This is a genomic window from Nodosilinea sp. E11, assembly GCF_032813545.1.
GTDB lineage: Bacteria > Cyanobacteriota > Cyanobacteriia > Phormidesmidales > Phormidesmidaceae > Nodosilinea.
On sequence record NZ_CP136520.1, the window covers coordinates 3,548,510 to 3,564,246 of the forward strand.

General features: G+C 57.5%; 13 protein-coding genes. 8 read left to right on the plus strand and 5 right to left on the minus strand.

Annotation, left to right across the window (positions count from 1 at the left end; genetic code table 11):
* Window positions 1-112: 112 nt before the first annotated feature.
* From RRF56_RS17920 to RRF56_RS17935, 4 genes are all read left to right on the plus strand, one after another.
* On the plus strand, window positions 113-937 hold the full coding sequence (locus RRF56_RS17920; protein ID WP_317034523.1) for a 4'-phosphopantetheinyl transferase family protein: 825 nt from the start codon (window positions 113-115) through the stop codon (window positions 935-937).
* Between the two features lie 122 nt (window positions 938-1,059).
* Window positions 1,060-2,748 carry a protein kinase domain-containing protein gene (locus tag RRF56_RS17925; protein WP_317034524.1) on the plus strand — a complete coding sequence of 563 codons (1,689 nt, stop codon included), beginning with the start codon at window positions 1,060-1,062 and terminating at the stop codon, window positions 2,746-2,748.
* 139 nt (window positions 2,749-2,887) lie between these two features.
* On the plus strand, window positions 2,888-4,093 hold the full coding sequence (locus RRF56_RS17930) for a LanC-like protein (RefSeq protein WP_317034525.1): 1,206 nt from the start codon (window positions 2,888-2,890) through the stop codon (window positions 4,091-4,093).
* Between the two features lie 105 nt (window positions 4,094-4,198).
* The gene (locus tag RRF56_RS17935) at window positions 4,199-4,807 is read left to right on the plus strand and encodes a hypothetical protein (protein WP_317034526.1); all 609 of its coding nucleotides are present in this window, start codon (window positions 4,199-4,201) and stop codon (window positions 4,805-4,807) included.
* A 65-nt stretch (window positions 4,808-4,872) separates the two neighbouring features.
* On the opposite strand, the gene RRF56_RS17940 is transcribed toward RRF56_RS17935, so the two are convergent.
* The 3 genes from RRF56_RS17940 to groES all read right to left on the minus strand — a co-directional run bounded on the left by RRF56_RS17940 (window position 4,873) and on the right by groES (window position 7,833).
* On the minus strand, window positions 4,873-5,484 hold the full coding sequence (locus RRF56_RS17940; RefSeq protein ID WP_317034527.1) for a heme-binding protein: 612 nt from the start codon (window positions 5,482-5,484) through the stop codon (window positions 4,873-4,875).
* A 166-nt stretch (window positions 5,485-5,650) separates the two neighbouring features.
* Window positions 5,651-7,282: a chaperonin GroEL gene (gene groL / locus RRF56_RS17945; RefSeq protein ID WP_317034528.1), complete on the minus strand. Its 1,632-nt coding sequence runs from the start codon at window positions 7,280-7,282 to the stop codon at window positions 5,651-5,653.
* A gap of 239 nt (window positions 7,283-7,521) precedes the next feature.
* Window positions 7,522-7,833 carry a co-chaperone GroES gene (gene groES / locus RRF56_RS17950; protein ID WP_317034529.1) on the minus strand — a complete coding sequence of 104 codons (312 nt, stop codon included), beginning with the start codon at window positions 7,831-7,833 and terminating at the stop codon, window positions 7,522-7,524.
* Between the two features lie 355 nt (window positions 7,834-8,188).
* Here groES and RRF56_RS17955 point away from each other — a divergent pair, with 355 nt between their 5' ends.
* Together RRF56_RS17955 and RRF56_RS17960 are read left to right on the plus strand one after the other, a co-directional pair.
* Entirely contained in the window at window positions 8,189-9,091 is a 903-nt protein-coding gene (locus tag RRF56_RS17955; RefSeq protein WP_317034530.1) for a DMT family transporter, read from the plus strand.
* A 242-nt stretch (window positions 9,092-9,333) separates the two neighbouring features.
* On the plus strand, window positions 9,334-10,875 hold the full coding sequence (locus RRF56_RS17960) for an SGNH/GDSL hydrolase family protein (RefSeq protein WP_317034531.1): 1,542 nt from the start codon (window positions 9,334-9,336) through the stop codon (window positions 10,873-10,875).
* Between the two features lie 274 nt (window positions 10,876-11,149).
* Here RRF56_RS17960 and RRF56_RS17965 read toward each other — a convergent pair whose 3' ends face one another.
* Window positions 11,150-11,356: a hypothetical protein gene (locus RRF56_RS17965; protein WP_317034532.1), complete on the minus strand. Its 207-nt coding sequence runs from the start codon at window positions 11,354-11,356 to the stop codon at window positions 11,150-11,152.
* Between the two features lie 321 nt (window positions 11,357-11,677).
* Between RRF56_RS17965 and RRF56_RS17970 the strand changes: the two genes are divergently transcribed.
* Entirely contained in the window at window positions 11,678-13,591 is a 1,914-nt protein-coding gene (locus tag RRF56_RS17970) for a bifunctional diguanylate cyclase/phosphodiesterase (RefSeq protein WP_317034533.1), read from the plus strand.
* Between the two features lie 147 nt (window positions 13,592-13,738).
* Entirely contained in the window at window positions 13,739-15,031 is a 1,293-nt protein-coding gene (locus RRF56_RS17975) for a Glu/Leu/Phe/Val dehydrogenase (RefSeq protein WP_317034534.1), read from the plus strand.
* Window positions 15,032-15,081: 50 nt separating this feature from the next.
* Here RRF56_RS17975 and aat read toward each other — a convergent pair whose 3' ends face one another.
* Window positions 15,082-15,669, minus strand: a complete 588-nt coding sequence (gene aat / locus RRF56_RS17980) for a leucyl/phenylalanyl-tRNA--protein transferase (RefSeq protein ID WP_317034535.1) — start codon at window positions 15,667-15,669, stop codon at window positions 15,082-15,084.
* Between the last annotated feature and the right edge of the window lie 68 nt (window positions 15,670-15,737).

The window sequence follows — 15,737 nt, forward strand, 5'->3', positions numbered from 1 at the left end:
AGCAGAATGCAGGGGGCTGTGCCAAGGGTGCCCAGCTGACTGCACAATAGCGCTAGACTGCCCCGTTACCGATCTCCACCGCTCTCTGTTGTCTGGCCCTATTCGTCTTGCTATGTCTGAGTTTTGCCCAGGACAGCCCCCTCCTAACACACCGCCAGGTATTGACCTCTGGCTATTGCCGATCGATACCGTTGCCCCCCTAGATTTAGAGCCTTTAAGGGACTGTCTATCCTCCTCAGAGCAAGCCCATCTGGAGCAGATGCGACTGCCCCAGGCCCAGCGGCGGTTTTTGCTCAGTCGAGGCTGCTTACGCCATCTACTCAGCCGCTACACAGAAGCATCCCCAGGCGGTCTGAGGTTTGTCTACGGCCCTCGGGGCAAGCCAGCTCTCACCCCGATCAAGCCGGGGGGCACGGTGCCCCAGTTCAATCTGTCCCACAGCGGGCACCGATTGCTCATCGCCGTGAGCTTGGCAGACTGCGTTACCGCAGTCGGGGTTGACGTAGAAGCGCTACGGTCCGTATCTCATCTGCCGGCGCTGTGTCGCCGCTACCTCACCCCAACCGAGGCCAAGACCGTTTTGGCGCTCGCGCCACCGCTAGCCGACCACCGTTTTTTGCGCTACTGGACCGGCAAAGAGGCCTGCCTAAAAGCTCTGGGGCTGGGCATTGTCGACGATGCTATGCACACCCTGGAACTCAGCCTGGGGGACCAGGTTTCCCCAGTGCCAACTCCCCTGCCTTTGACGGTTCACCCGTTGACGGCCCGTCAGCGGCTAGAACACCCTGGGCAAGTTTACCAGTGGCAGCCAGAGGCGGGATATTGGGGGGCGATCGCAGTTCAATGCTCCTGTCGCGATCCGCTCCCGTTGCGCCTGTTCACCATCACCCCTGCCGCCCTGGTAGCAGGGGCGACCCCAGAGGCAAACACCCCGTAAAAGATGCCTCCTGCTGGGGCTACTCTGCCAAAAACTATTCAAGGAACCTATTTAAAGAAAAATGAGTCACCCTAGAATTGGCTAAACTACAACAGCTTTTGCCCAACCTGATGCCCATGGCTATGCCCATTTCTGCCAATTTTCAACCTGAGTCTAGACCGATTGGGGGCCGCTACCGGCTGATTCAGCCCCTAGGGGCTGGAGGCTTTGGGCAAACCTTTAGCGCCCAAGATCTACACCTGCCGGGGCACCCGCTATGTGTTGTCAAGCAACTCAAGCCCCAGGTCACCACGGCTGAAGAGCTACAGACGGCGCGGCGGCTGTTTGACACCGAGGCCCAGACCCTCTACAAGCTGGGGGCACACCCGCAGATTCCGGGATTGCTGGCCCACTTTGAAGAAGACCAGGAGTTTTACCTGGCCCAGGAATATATCCAGGGTCATTCTCTGGCCGATGAGTTGGGTGCTCCCTGGAACGAGGCTCAGGTGGTGGCGTTTCTGGGCGATCTGCTGGGAATTTTAGCCTTTGTCCACGGCCACGGCGTCATCCACCGCGACATCAAGCCCTCAAACCTAATTCGCCGCGCCACCGACAACCGCATTGTGCTGATCGATTTTGGCGCGGTCAAGCAGGTCAGTACCCAGGCCACCGCCCTGCGCTCTGGCCTCAGTCACACCATCTCGATTGGCACCCAAGGCTATATGCCCAGTGAGCAGGTGGCCGGGCGGCCCCAGTTCAGCAGCGATATCTATGCCGTTGGCATTTTGGGTATTCAGGCTCTGACCGGTTACCCGCCCACTGAGTTGCACCCCGACCCCCACAGCGGCGAACTCGACTGGCAGGGCTTTACGCCCAGGGCCACCCCGGCGCTGCTAGAGGTGTTAGACACGATGGTGTGCTACGACTTTCGCACCCGCTACACCACCGCCGCCGAAGCGTTGGCCGCTTTGAGACGGTTGCCGCCAAATTTGAGCCGGTACGTACCAGGAGCAATCGCACCCCCCGGCCAGTCTCCCCCGGCGACCCAGGCCAACCCAACGATCGCGGTGGGTCGCCGCCGCGATCGCACCCAGCTTACCGTCCCCCAAACCCCAGCCCAGCAGCCAGCACCCCGGCGAGCACCCCAGCGAGCACCCCGGCAAGACTCATCGCCATCCTCCGGGAACTGGCTGCCGCTGGCGGCAGGGGCAATGGTGGCGATCGCCGCCCTGCTCGGCTGGCAAATGTGGCGCTGGGCCGTTGCCCCCGATGCCGAAACGCCTACTGTCGTGACAACGCCTGCAGATGAAGTGCCTCCAAACACTGAACCTGAACCTGACCCTCAACCGGAAGCCGCGACGACTTCGCCACCTGCGGCCAGAGCGCCATCGCCCGAGGTTGAACCTGAGGCACCGGCTGCCCCAGAGCCAGAGGTCACAGCCGCCCCAGAACCAGTTGTTGAGGCTGAAGACGCTCCTGCACCACCCCCAGAGCCCCAGAGCGAGCTAACCCCGGCAGCCGCTCAAGCGACGGTGAGCGCGCTCTATAGCTACGTGTCTAACCAGTCGTGGGATGCGGCGCGATCGCAGTTTGGCGGCTCGTTGGCCCAGCAGTTTGACCCCGGCTTTTTTGCCCAGTTTGATCGCGTCTCGGTCGAGAATCTGCGGGTGACGGGGCAAACCGCCGACACCGTGGAGTTTGTGGGCGAGAACACCTACGTCTACCCCGACGGCTCGACCCAGCGAGAGCAGCGCAGCTTTACGGTGCAAATGCAGGACGGCCAGCCGCGCATTGTGGGATCTAGCTTTAGAGGAGTATTGCAGGCTCGGTAGCACCGGAAATCCAGGCCCTGAGGTGATTTCTGGGAAACCTCCTCCCCCATGGTAGGCAGTGCTTACCCTACATCGGCGACAGTCGCTAGATTGCAGCAGGGCTAGTTTTTCCTGGAAATCTTCTGAGCGCAAACTCGCTATGTACCAGCTCAAACGCCACGAAACTCTGGCGGCATCGGCATGGAACGAAGACCAGGTGCGGGCGACGATCGAAGCGATCGCCCACGACACTGAGCAGCAGTGGGATGAGCAGACCTACTGGCCTATCCATCCCCTCGATCGCGACTTTCCGCCGCCTGTGCCCGCCTATAGGTCGTTGTACAGCGGGGCGGCAGGGGTGGTTTGGGCATTGCACTACCTGCACCAGGCCCAGGCTATTACCCTAGACCTCGACTTGGCTGCACTGATGCCCCGCATCCATGAGACCTACCGTCAGGCTCCAGACACGGGCAGCGTGGTACCCTCCTTTTTTCTAGGAGAAGTGGGGATTGCACTGGTGCGCTGGCGATTGTGCCCAGAGGATGCGACCGCCCAAACTATCTTTGACCAGGTGGCAGCGAACATCGCCAACCCTACTAACGAAGCCCTCTGGGCGGCCCCCGGCACCATGCTGGCCGCCCTCTGGATGGCGCAGTGGACTGGGGCAAACCGCTGGGTTGACCTTTACCGCCGCAATGTCGACTACCTCTGGCAGCAGTGGCACTACAACCCTACCTGGGACTGCTACCTGTGGACTCAGGATCTCTATGGATCTATTAGCCAGATGACCGGCCCCGCCCACGGTTACGCTGGTAACCTCTACGCCCTGCTGCGCGGAGCAGACTGGCTCTCGGATGAACAGCGCCAAACTCTCTACCAACGCACCGCCCAGATGCTGCTCAACACTGCCCACATTAAGGGCAACACAGCGAACTGGTACCCTACGGTGACCCGCAACTGGCTGCTCAACCGCATGCTGGTGCAGTGGTGCCACGGCGCACCGGGGATGGTGACCAGCCTGGCCCAAACCTATCCGGTGGGGCGATCGGAGCCGTTAGAGACCCTACTTCTGCAAGCAGGGGAAATGACCTGGCAGGCCGGGCCACTGAAGAAAGGTACCAACCTGTGCCACGGTACCGCAGGCAATGGCTATGCCTTTTTGAAACTCTTTCGCCGCACCGGAGATCAACTGTGGCTGGAGCGATCGCGCCAGTTTGCCATGCATGCGATCGCTCAATACCAGCGAGAAAAGGAACGCTATGGCCTGGGGCGTTACAGCTTGTGGACAGGCGATCTGGGGCTTGCCGTTTATCTATGGCACTGCATCACCACCGAGGCCGACCTACCCAGTTGGGATGTTATGTAGATTCTGCCTGCCTACGCTTGCAGCCATGCAATCCGGCTCAATTTCTAAGATTTGCCGTAGGCTAGATCAACTGCTTTTGTATCTCAGCCAACTTTTTAGTAAATTATGCTTAAACAATCTTTTCGCCTTTCTGCATTGCTGCCCCTGGGGCTAACTCTACTGCTAACTACCGCAGCCTGCACTCGAACGCCCGATGCTGTTGCCCCCATTGACCCCGTTCCCACTGCCCCCACTCCCGGTGACCAAGTTGAGGATACCGAATCGCTTATAGCTCTCTCCGGCGAAGGGCTACAACTGGTGGGCGATCAGACCGGCTCTACCAATGCCCTGGAGTTTGGCACTGACATGGCTACGGTCGAAGGTATTGTCACCAACATTTTAGGCACCCCCCTAGAGACAGGGCTGAATGAAGAGTGCGGGGCGGGCCCTCAGATGATCACCCAGTGGCCTGGCGGTCTAGTGCTACACGCCGCTGAGGGTGAGTTTATTGGCTGGTCGGCCCGCCCCGATACCGATGAAGCCTTGACTACTATAGCCGGGGTGGGGATCGGCTCTACTCGCAGTGCATTAGAAGCTGCCTACACGGTGGAGGTGTTCGAGAGTTCCCTCGGCACAGAGTTTTCGGCTGGTGACCTGTTCGGAATTTTAACCTCCGATGCCCCCGATGCCATCGTTCAGAACTTGTGGGCTGGCACCACCTGCAATTTCCGATAGAGCCTCTGTAGGGGCGAACCGCCGTTCGCCCTCCCCCAGATTCATGTCGCACACCAAAGTCTAAATTAGCGCCGCACCGGAATCTGGACGTCGCTGCGCTTGAGGGCATCGGGCAAAAATGGCCCATCGTAGAAGAAACGCCGGGGTGGGCCAACCACCTGGTACTCGGGGTGGGCGGCTAGCCAAGCCTGAAGCCGCTGAATGCTCGACTGGTAAGACTCCAGGTTGTAGCCGCCTCGGGTGCCAATGCTCACCACTGTCATCGGTGGAATGTCTTCGATTTGAATCTCCTGGGCAACCTCCTGGGGAACGATATCGAGGCTGCGGTAGAGAAATGAGACGGTGGCCTCGCCATTGGGCACGGCGCTGTCCTCCAAAGTTGCGGCTGGGTAGCGCGTTTCGACTGGCGCAGTCATCGAAATGTCGTTGCTGCTGATGTGGCGAAACAGCGGACTAAAGCCTCGGGAAGGGGCCGAGTCGAGATTGCCGGGGGTCTGCACGGTAGCAGCTCGATACTCGGGGTACTGCTTGATCTCAATTTCTCCGTCGGGGCTGGGGGGTGGAAAGCCCTCGGGCAAAGGGGCAGAGGCGGCACTGTAGGCACCCAGGAGAAGTGCGCCCGTGGCTGCGATCGCCACTACCACCCCAACCATCACCCAGCCCAAGTTCAATTTCATTGTTAACCATCCCGCATACTCCCCCCAGTCTAACGATCCTGCCGGTGTCCATACCCACTAAAAAGCCGCCCTGAGTTCAGGACGGCTTTTTGCTAATCGCTGATGGTGGGCAGTGCCCACCCTACAGCTAATGACCCGTGGCCTCCAAGGGAGGCCTAGGCATTATTTAGTAGTCGAAGTCGCCGCCCATGCCAGCGCCAGCGGGAGCGCCTTCCTTGGGTTCGGGCATATCGACCACGATGCACTCGGTGGTCAGCACCATGCCAGCGATGGAAGCTGCGTTCTGCAGGGCAGAGCGGGTCACCTTGGCGGGGTCTACGATACCGGCGTCAAACATGTCAACGAACTCACCGTTGGCGGCGTTGTAGCCGACGTTGAAGTCCTTCTCTTTGACGCGCTCGGCGATTACCGCACCGTTTTGGCCAGCGTTCTGGGCAATCCGCATCAGAGGAGCGGCCAGGGCACGGGCCACGATCGCAGCGCCGGTGTGCTCTTCAGCAGTTAGATTAGCTTCGAGCCACTCGGTCAGGGCCGGCACTAGGTGAGCCAGGGTGGTACCGCCGCCGGGGACGATGCCTTCTTCCACAGCCGCTTTGGTGGCGTTGATGGCGTCTTCGAGGCGCAGCTTGCGGTCTTTCATCTCGGTTTCGGTGGCGGCACCAACCTTGATCACGGCCACACCGCCAGAGAGCTTAGCCAGGCGCTCTTGTAGCTTCTCTTTGTCGTAGGTCGACTCGGTTTCGTCGATCTGGCGACGGATCTGCTCACAGCGGGCCTTGACATCCTGCTCGTTGCCTTCGGCGACGATGGTGGTGGTGTCTTTGGTGATGGTGAGGCGGCGAGCCTGACCCAGCATGTCGAGCTTGGTGTTGTCGAGCTTGAGGCCAGTGTCTTCAGAGATCACCTGACCGCCGGTCAGCACGGCGATGTCTTCGAGCATGGCCTTACGGCGATCGCCAAACCCAGGCGCTTTCACAGCGGCCACGTTCAGCACACCGCGCAGACGGTTGACCACCAGGGTAGCCAGGGCCTCTTTCTCGATGTCTTCAGCGATGATGATCAGGGGACGACCGGAGCGGGCGACTTGCTCCAGCACGGGCACCAGGTCTTGCACCAGGGCAATTTTCTTGTCGGTGATCAAGATGTAAGGCTCGTCGAGCACCGCTTCCATGCGCTCGGTGTCGGTGACAAAGTAAGGGGAGACATAGCCTTTGTCAAAGCGCATGCCTTCGGTGACCTCCAGTTCGGTGGTCATCGATTTGCCTTCTTCCAAAGAGATGACGCCTTCGCGGCCCACTTTCTCCATGGCTTCGGCAATCATGGCACCGACTTCTTCGTCGTTACCGGCGGAGATAGAACCGACCTGAGCGATCGACTTGGAGTCGCCGACAGGACGGGCGTGCTCAGCAATTTTCTCGACCAGGAAGGCGGTGGCTTTGTCGATGCCGCGCTTGAGGGAGATGGCGTTAGCACCAGCGGCAACGTTGCGCAGACCCTCTTTGACCATGGCGTGGGCTAGCACGGTGGCGGTGGTGGTACCGTCGCCAGCGGCGTCGTTGGTTTTAGAGGCGGCCTGACGAATCAGGGCAACACCGGTGTTCTCGATGTTGTCTTCGAGTTCGATTTCTTTGGCGATGGTGACGCCGTCATTGACGATCTGAGGTGCGCCAAATTTCTTTTCGAGCACCACGTTGCGGCCTTTGGGGCCGAGGGTCACAGCCACGGCCTCGGTCAGAATGTCCATACCTCGTTCGAGGGCGCGACGGGCGTTTTCGTTGTAAACAATGCGCTTAGCCATAGAATTGAATTTCTCCGAAAAGAGATATGAAGGGAATGCGGAAATGTGAAGGGAAGAGAATTTTAGAGGTCAGAATTTCTGAGTTTGTAGGTTGGGTGAAGCGGTAGCGGAACCCAACGAACCTTAGCCGATAATGCTTTGCACTTAGCCTAGGTCATGGTGGGCAGTGCCCACCCTACGAATCCTGGTGGTGGGCAGTGCCTACCCTACGAATCTAAAATCTAAAATTCGAAATTGGTCTAGCCGAGCACGGCGAGGATGTCTTTCTCAGACAACAGTACGAACTCGTCGCCGCCCAGCTTGATGTCGGTGCCGGCGTACTTGGAGTAGAGCACCTTGTCGCCAACGCTGACTTCTAGAGCTTGGCGGGAACCTTTGTCGTCGGTTTTACCGGGGCCAACAGCGGTGATCTCGCCCACTTGAGGCTTTTCCTTGGCGGTGTCAGGTAGCAGAATGCCGCCAGCGGTGGTCTCTTCGGACGCACTTACTTTAATCAAAACTCGATCGGCTAGGGGCTTAACGCTAGATGCCGCCAAAGTGATAGCTGCCATACAATGCTTCTCCGGATTTGCTATTAAGACAGCGCCTGGGGGAATTACACTCGGCCCCAGTCAGACGCATTACACAGGTTTTCGAAGCTTAGCACTCGCAAGCTCCGAGTGCTAATTTACGGTGGAAAGGGTTGCGATCGCAACAAACGGCCCTGTACGGGTTCCCGAACTAGGCCATTGTCTTGGCCCCCGTCAAGGCCCCCAGGACAGGTTCATCAGGCAGGTTCCGTAGGCCAAGTCCCTCAGGAAGATTCAAACTAGGATGACTAGGGGCCATTGCCGTCCGCTGTGGCTGTCCGCTGTCGGCTCTAGCCCAGTCTGCTGCTTCCCTAACCTAACTTTTCAGGCCTGCACCATGGCATCCTTGTCTAAGCTCAGAGGGTTTTTGCCCGTGCTCACCAGCCTGCTGTTTGCCGGTAGTTTTATTGCTGGCAAGTACACCACTGTTGAGCTGGGGCCGCTGACCACCTCGCTTTTCCGCTACATAATCGCCATGGGGGTTTTGGGGCTGTTTATGCTTTGCCGTGCTCAGCCCGCCAAGGCGATCGCCGTTGCCCGTGCCGATTGGGGGGCCATGCTGCTCTTAGGCACCTTTGGGGTGGTGGGGTATCACTATTTCTTCTTTAGCAGCCTGCGCTACACGGCCACGGCCAATACCGCCATTATCAACGCCTTTAACCCAGTCGTGACCGGGGTGATGGCCGCTCTATTCATTGGCGAACGACTGACTCGTCGTCAGTACGGAGGTATTTTTCTGGCCCTGCTGGGAGTGCTGACCCTACTAACTCAAGGCAATCTCACTACCCTGCTGGCGCTTCAGCTCAACCGGGGCGACGGACTGATGCTGTGCGCGGTGCTGTGCTGGGTAGTGTATTCCCTGATCATCAAGCAGCTGAGCCAGCGCTACTCGGGGTTGACCATTACCTTCTACGCCGCCGTCGCTGGAGTCGGGCAGTTGCTGGTGCTGGCCGCCGCCGAGCGCTGGTGGCAACAGGTTGCTACCCTGTCGCTGCCAGCGCTGATTTCGATTGTGTATATGGGGGTAGCAGCCTCAGGGGTGGCCTACCTGCTGTTTAATCTCAGCATTCAGCAGGTAGGCCCAACCCGAACGGCGAGCGTAGTGTACAGCTTGGTACCTATCTTTGTAGCCGGACTAGCTTGGCTGTTTTTTCGAGAGCAACTAACAGCGACTATGGTTGCCAGTATGGGATTAATTTTGATGGGTATCAATGTGGTGCTTAGCCCAAGCAAAAATTAAGCCTTTTTACGAATTCAGGCAAGTAGCCAAAGCAAGCTTAAGCTATATAAAACCAATTTAGAGCACCTTTAAAGCTAAGCCGTTTTTAAGTAAGCAGCACCCATTAAGAATGCCGTAGGGCGTGTTAAGCTTTCGCCACAACATGCCGCAGAATCTGGGTTTCACCCACCCAAGAATTCGCTATCAACAAAGAATATGTTAATCAATCCTTCCCTTTGGTATTTTCTTTTGACAGGAGATTTATGGCATTCCGTCCTTCGCCCCTTGTAACCCGGCTCATTTCCTCCCTTGATGAATTTGATCGATTTCTAGATTTTGATGACCGTGCAAAGCTATTTGCGAACAAGTTTTTACCAATTTCACCTCAACTCCCGTTTGCGATTAGCCGTCTAGGCACATCGTTGCAGATCGGCGGTTTTGGCGATGATGTGCTCAACGGTGGGCCAGACAATGACCTGTTAGTGGGGCTGTGGGGAGACGATCGGCTGTTTGGCAATGACGGCGATGATTGGTTGATGGGGGGCCGAGGCAATGACTGGCTCGACGGTGGACTGGGCAATAACCGGTTGATTGGTGGCCTAGGGCGCGATACGTTTGTGCTGAACAACGATGGCCGGGTCGATAGCGTGGCAGATTTTAGTCCCACGGCAGATCGGTTTCTATTGCAGGGCGGGTTGAGCTTTAGCCAGATCGCGATCGCCCAGCAAGGCCCCAATACGCAGCTGCGCTACCTGGGCAATGACATGCCCAGCGTGACGCTCTTCAACGTCAATGCCAGCACCCTGACGGTAGACAACTTTCAACCCGAGGCGCTGGTGCCTACCTTTAACGGGCTGACAATTTTTGGCGATAGCCTCTCAGACCCCGGCAATTTGTTTGCGCTGACGGGGTTTAACTTTCCGCCGAGCCCCTTTTACTTTGAGGGGCAGTTGTCTAACGGCCCCATCTGGGCCAAGTATCTGGTCGATGACCTAGGAATCGCTACTACCCAGGTGCAAAATTTTGCCATCGCCGGAGCTACCACCGGCCGCACTAATGGGCTCACTCCGTTGTTAGGCGTTCCCCTACCGGGCCTATTAGACGAAATCGATGTCTATCTCAACAGCTTGAATGGCTCACCGGCTAATGCCGACAGTCTCTACGTAGTGTGGGCTGGAGCCAATGACCTATTTAACTTGCCGAGCGATCCAGCTGCTATTCCGGCCTTTTTAACCCAGTCTGTACAAAATATCGCCACCGCAATTACTGAGTTGGCCAGTCAAGGGGCTAAGAGCTTTTTGGTGCCCAACCTACCCGATCTGGGCCTAACGCCCCGTGCTCTAGGCAATGGCACCGCTGCCCAGGCGACAGCTCTGAGCAGTTTTTTTAACGCTGGTCTGGCCAGCACCCTAGCTGCCCTAGAGAACGATCCTCTGACGGAGATCGACATCATTTCGGTGGATATTTTTGGACTGACCACCGATATTCTTGGCCACCCCGCAGAGTTTGGCTTTATTAACGGCACTGACTCGCTGATTAACCCGTTCTCGTTTGACGATCCGGGCTTCTTCTGGTGGGACGATTTGCACCCGACCACGCGGGTTCATGACCTGTTGGCGGAGGTGTTTCAGAGTAGGCTGTTTGATGCAGGTTACTTGGTGCCTGGGGATGCAGTAGCCCAGGGAATGAGCAACAAAATTTCTGATTTTGGAAGTGCTAATTTCGGAAGTTCTCATTTCGAGGCAGAAAGCCCTGTGCTTCCTTTGCACAACTCGCTGGCGATCGCCGGAGATCTTGCTGCCTAGCCTCTATTGTTCGTAACGCTAAGGCAATGCCCATCATTTCCGTGAAAACGGGAATCTATACGCAAAGCCCCTCTCCCAAGTGTGGGAGAGGGGCTTTGCGCCGTTCTGCCCCTGTTTGTCTGTTGAGAAAAAAGGCAGGGGGATGTCGCTTGCTTTCCGCAGGGTGGGCCTACAGGGATTTGATGATCTACCGCCTCTAAAGCGGCTCCCAGGGCGACATTGTGCCACGGCCTCAGAGCGTCGGTGATGCCAAGGGACCCATAGGGAGCGTAGCTTAGTAACTTTCCTCGGGGGAGACCGTGTGGAGGGCTAGGTCGTGGTTGGCTTGGTTGAGCCGATCGGCGATCGCTCGACGCCACTTCAGGCTAACGGTGTCATCGGCTAACACTTCTTGGGCTTCCTCGCGATACTCAGCGCTCTGGACTGTATCGACCTCTTCAAGATGCTGCAAGTGCTCAAGCACGTCTTGGGGATTTGTCATCGTACCAATCCTTATAAATTCAGTGGGGCTAGGCCTAACCTGCTAAAGCCGGTCGCCACCGTAGCCAGGGTGCATGCCCCCATTGTCGGGGAGTCGCCCCGTAACGGCCACCTCTACGGCTGAAGCTTTACTCCCTGATAAAGTTTGTTGTGCTTCGCAACACGGCTTCGCATTCGATCGAGTGGCTGACTGATGGGTCAGTATTTTTACGGTGCCGAGGTCAGGGCGGCGGAGTGAATAATTGAGCCAGTCAAGCTTGACTGCCCGCTCAGATCGTAGTCTGGGAATGAGGTTGAGGCCATTATTACAGGACATCAAATCATGGAGACGGCTGCTAACGGGGCGATCGCGGCGGCTTACCTGATTATTCCTCTGACCCTACTACCACTCCTCCTCACTGCTAAGCGCGAAATTTGGCTTAACCTACTGCTGATGACCCTGTTTGTCTTTAGCTGTGGCGTTGGTCATACTCTCAGTGCTTTGCATTTGCACAGCACCCCTTGGCACTGGGTAACAGCGGGGGTTTCCTGGGCAGCAGTGGTGGTGTTACTCACCAGTCAAACCCGGCTGCGCTATCTGGGTGAGACCTTTCATCTGCTAGAAGCTACTTGGGATCAGGCCCTCACGGGCAAGCTGCTCTGCGAACGCAGCGGCGATGATCTGATTTTGCTCAAACTCAACCCCGCCGCTAAAGTCATCACTCAAAACTTGCTCAAACCGGGCGATCGCATCTGCGAAAAGATGCCCATTCACCGGCAGCGGGTTTATCCTTACCAGGTACCGCTGATTGACCTTTACTTTCAGGCCCTCGCCTCGGGCGAGCCCCAGCGGCTAGAGTACCAGTACAAAGGCGAGATCTCGGGCTGGTACACAACCCTAGTGACGCCCCTGTCGTCTGAACTCCTCTACATGACCTTTACCGAAGTCAGCGGTGTGATCCACGATCCGCTGACCGGGCTCTATAACCGCCGCGTGCTTGAGATGGAGCTAGAGACCTGGGAGGTCTGTCTCTTCATCGACCTCGATCGCTTCAAGCTAATTAACGATCAGCGGGGTCATCTGCTGGGGGATGAGTTGCTCAAGGCTGTAGCTACGGTGCTCCAAGACCACGCCCAGACCCATAGCGGCATTGCGGTGCGCAACGGCGGCGACGAGTTTTTGCTGCTGCTGCCAGCGGTGGCCCCTGAGATAACCACCCCCTGCCCCACCCCAGAAGCGATCGCCACCAGGGTACTTACCGACATTTTAGCCATTGACATTGATGGGGCTGGCGTGGGTACCTCCATTGGTGTCGCCAGCGGCACCGTCACCGCCTTTCAAGCCGAAAGCCCGATTAATCGCCTGCTACAAGCCGCTGAAACTGCCCTGCGCGAGGCCAAACGTAACCGCCGCTCCAACTCACCCCAGCACCGTATTCAGGTTTGGAATAGCCTCTTGGCTCGACGGCGGCTACGCCAAATTACCCTCGAAGCTTACCTAGAGCAGCGCAGTAGCGAATCGGAGTTTTGGCTGGCTTACCAGCCCATCTGCCACATGGCAACCGGCGCGATTGTCGGGGCCGAAGCCCTGCTTCGGTGGGATTCAGCTCGGCTGGGTCGGGTGTCGCCCGCAGAATTTATTCCGGTGGCTGAGGCGACTGGGCTGGTGCACCGTATCAGCGATTGGGTGCTGTGCCACGCCCTAGATCAGCTAGCCCAGTGGCAGGAGATTGCCCCTCAGTTCACCCTCTCCATTAACATCAGTCCGCTGGAACTAGAAGACGACGACTTTTTAGATCGTATCTTGCAGCGGGTCTCAGGGGCAGGCATTGCCAGCCACCACTTCGGCATCGAAATTACCGAGCGCGGTATCTACAGCAACCTGGAACGCTATCTGCAAAGTTTGCAAGGTATGCGCGATATGTCGCTGCGGTTGAAGGTTGATGACTTTGGCATGGGGCAGTCGGGACTGGCCCAGCTGTTGCAGTTTCGCTTTGATGAAGTCAAAGTCGATCGCTATTTTATTCCCACCAACGCTCAGAATTTAGGCAAAGTGGCGATCTGCCGGGCGATCGCAAACCTTTCCGAGGGCATCAACTTTGACTTAGTGGCCGAGGGCATTGAGCACCGTGCTCAGCGCGATCTCATGCTGGACCTCAACTATCGCTATGGCCAGGGCTACCTATTTTCTCGGCCCATGACGCCTCAGCAGTTGACAACGCTCCTGCAGGAGGGGACTTGTTTGTCGCCACCGTGAGGCAGGCAGAGAGAGTAAAACCGTATATTTCAATACAAAATATTGCTTTTTGACTGGGCCGATTCCCCTTGGCGGAACCTTAAGATCAGCAGCAAACATTGCTGGCTTGATCTTCACTCTCTTCACTCTTTGCCCTGGTGTTAGCCTATGGCCACTTCAATTTTGTCTGACGCCAACCGTCGTTTAGAGCGGGCCCTCAAGTACGTCTCTATTTCTGAAGATGCCTCTGAACGGTTGCGCTACCCCAAAGCCAGCCTCACGGTCTCGATTCCGGTGCGGATGGACAACGGCACCCTGAAGGTGTTTCAGGGCTATCGGGTGCGCTACGACGACACCCGTGGCCCCACGAAAGGGGGCATTCGCTTTCACCCCGGTGTCACCCTCGATGAGGTGCAGTCTCTAGCCTTTTGGATGACGTTTAAGTGCGCGGCGCTGAATCTGCCCCTGGGCGGCGCTAAGGGTGGCGTGACGGTCAACCCCAAGGAGCTGTCGAAGTTTGAGCTAGAGCGGCTGAGCCGGGGCTACATCGATGCGATCGCCAACTTCATTGGCCCCGATGTCGACGTGCCTGCCCCCGATGTCTACACCAACCCTATGATCATGGGCTGGATGATGGACCAGTACAGCATTATTCGCCGTAAGCTCAGCCCAGCGGTAATCACCGGCAAACCCTTGAGCATGGGCGGCAGCCAGGGCCGCGACACCGCTACCGGCACTGGCGCTTTCTTTGTGCTGCAAGCGATGATGGCCAAGTTTGACGGCACCCCCCAAACCACCACCGTAGCGGTGCAGGGCTTCGGTAACGCGGGTAGCGTGATCGCCCGACTGCTGTTTGACGCCGGGTACAAAGTTGTAGCCGTCAGCGACTCCCAGGGCGGCGTCTATTCACCGTCAGGGTTAGACATCCCCAGCATTCAGCAGTTTAAGACCTCAACCCGCAGCCTCAAGGCCGTGTACTGCGAGGGCAGTGTGTGCAGCGTCGTCAACGATCACGCCATAGTCACCAATGAAGAACTGCTCACCCTAGACGTCGATATCTTGATCCCGGCGGCGCTGGAGAACCAGATTACCATCGAGAATGCCGACACCATTCAGGCCCGGTATATTTTTGAGGTGGCCAACGGCCCTATCACCTCTGAAGCTGACGATATTTTGTCGGCCAAGGGCATTTACGTCTTCCCCGACATTCTGGTGAACGCGGGCGGGGTAACGGTGAGCTACTTTGAGTGGGTGCAAAACCGCAGCGGCCTCTACTGGTCAGTGGAAGATGTCAACAGTCGCCTCAAATCGATGATGGTAACCGAGGCCGAAAGCATCTGGAAGATCGCCCAAGATCTCGACATTCGCCCCCGCACCGCCGCCTACGTGCATGCCCTAGAGCGTCTGGGCGATGCCCTCAACGCTAAAGGCACCCGCGATTATTACGTCAGCGGCATTTAAGGGGAGGATGGGTATCGGAGCCGTCCCAGGTGACCTACAGTCTGACCGCACTAGAGGAATCGGCAGTTTTGTTTCAATGCGACTTTTAGCAGGCGCTTATACTCGCGATCGCCGATCACGTAGGCCCCAAACCGTTCCAGGTGGGGGTTCATCATCTGGGCATCGAACAGGGCAAAGTGGCGCTGGCGCAGGTGCTCGACCAGCTTCACCATCGCCACTTTAGAGCCTTCAGAAATGCGAAAGAACATCGACTCGCCAATAAATGCGCCGCCGATTACGAGGCCCAAAATGCCCCCGGCCAGCTCATCGCCCTGCCAGGTCTCAAAGCTGTACGCCCAGCCCGCCCGATAGAGTTCGGTGTAGACCTGCCTGAGTTCGTTCGAGATCCAGGTGGTATCGCGATCGGCACAGCCGCTGACGACCTCCTCAAAGGCCTGGTTAATGGCAACGTGAAAGCGGTTTTGGTTGAGCGATCGCCGCAGCGACTTGGGGTAGCGAAAGCGATCGTCCAGCGGAATTAGGGTGCGCTGGCGGCTCGAATACCAACCCAGGTCCTCGTTCTCGCCATCGGCCATCAAAAAGTATCCCTCGGAATACCCGCGAATAATGGCATCTAGGTCATAGTTAGTCGGGGTCACGGTCATGCGTCAACCAGTGGGGCATCCAGCAGCGGGCAGGGGGGATGGGTGATGATTCTTTACGCTCA

Coding starts and splice junctions, on each gene's coding strand:
- RRF56_RS17960 (WP_317034531.1), top strand. CDS start 9,334: ATGGCATTCCGTCCTTCGCCCCTTGTAACCCGGCTCATTTCCTCCCTT.
- RRF56_RS17925 (WP_317034524.1), top strand. CDS start 1,060: ATGCCCATTTCTGCCAATTTTCAACCTGAGTCTAGACCGATTGGGGGC.
- RRF56_RS17930 (WP_317034525.1), top strand. CDS start 2,888: ATGTACCAGCTCAAACGCCACGAAACTCTGGCGGCATCGGCATGGAAC.
- RRF56_RS17920 (WP_317034523.1), top strand. CDS start 113: ATGTCTGAGTTTTGCCCAGGACAGCCCCCTCCTAACACACCGCCAGGT.
- groL (WP_317034528.1), bottom strand. CDS start 7,282: ATGGCTAAGCGCATTGTTTACAACGAAAACGCCCGTCGCGCCCTCGAA.
- RRF56_RS17975 (WP_317034534.1), top strand. CDS start 13,739: ATGGCCACTTCAATTTTGTCTGACGCCAACCGTCGTTTAGAGCGGGCC.
- RRF56_RS17935 (WP_317034526.1), top strand. CDS start 4,199: ATGCTTAAACAATCTTTTCGCCTTTCTGCATTGCTGCCCCTGGGGCTA.
- RRF56_RS17965 (WP_317034532.1), bottom strand. CDS start 11,356: ATGACAAATCCCCAAGACGTGCTTGAGCACTTGCAGCATCTTGAAGAG.
- RRF56_RS17940 (WP_317034527.1), bottom strand. CDS start 5,484: ATGAAATTGAACTTGGGCTGGGTGATGGTTGGGGTGGTAGTGGCGATC.
- RRF56_RS17970 (WP_317034533.1), top strand. CDS start 11,678: ATGGAGACGGCTGCTAACGGGGCGATCGCGGCGGCTTACCTGATTATT.
- RRF56_RS17955 (WP_317034530.1), top strand. CDS start 8,189: ATGGCATCCTTGTCTAAGCTCAGAGGGTTTTTGCCCGTGCTCACCAGC.
- groES (WP_317034529.1), bottom strand. CDS start 7,833: ATGGCAGCTATCACTTTGGCGGCATCTAGCGTTAAGCCCCTAGCCGAT.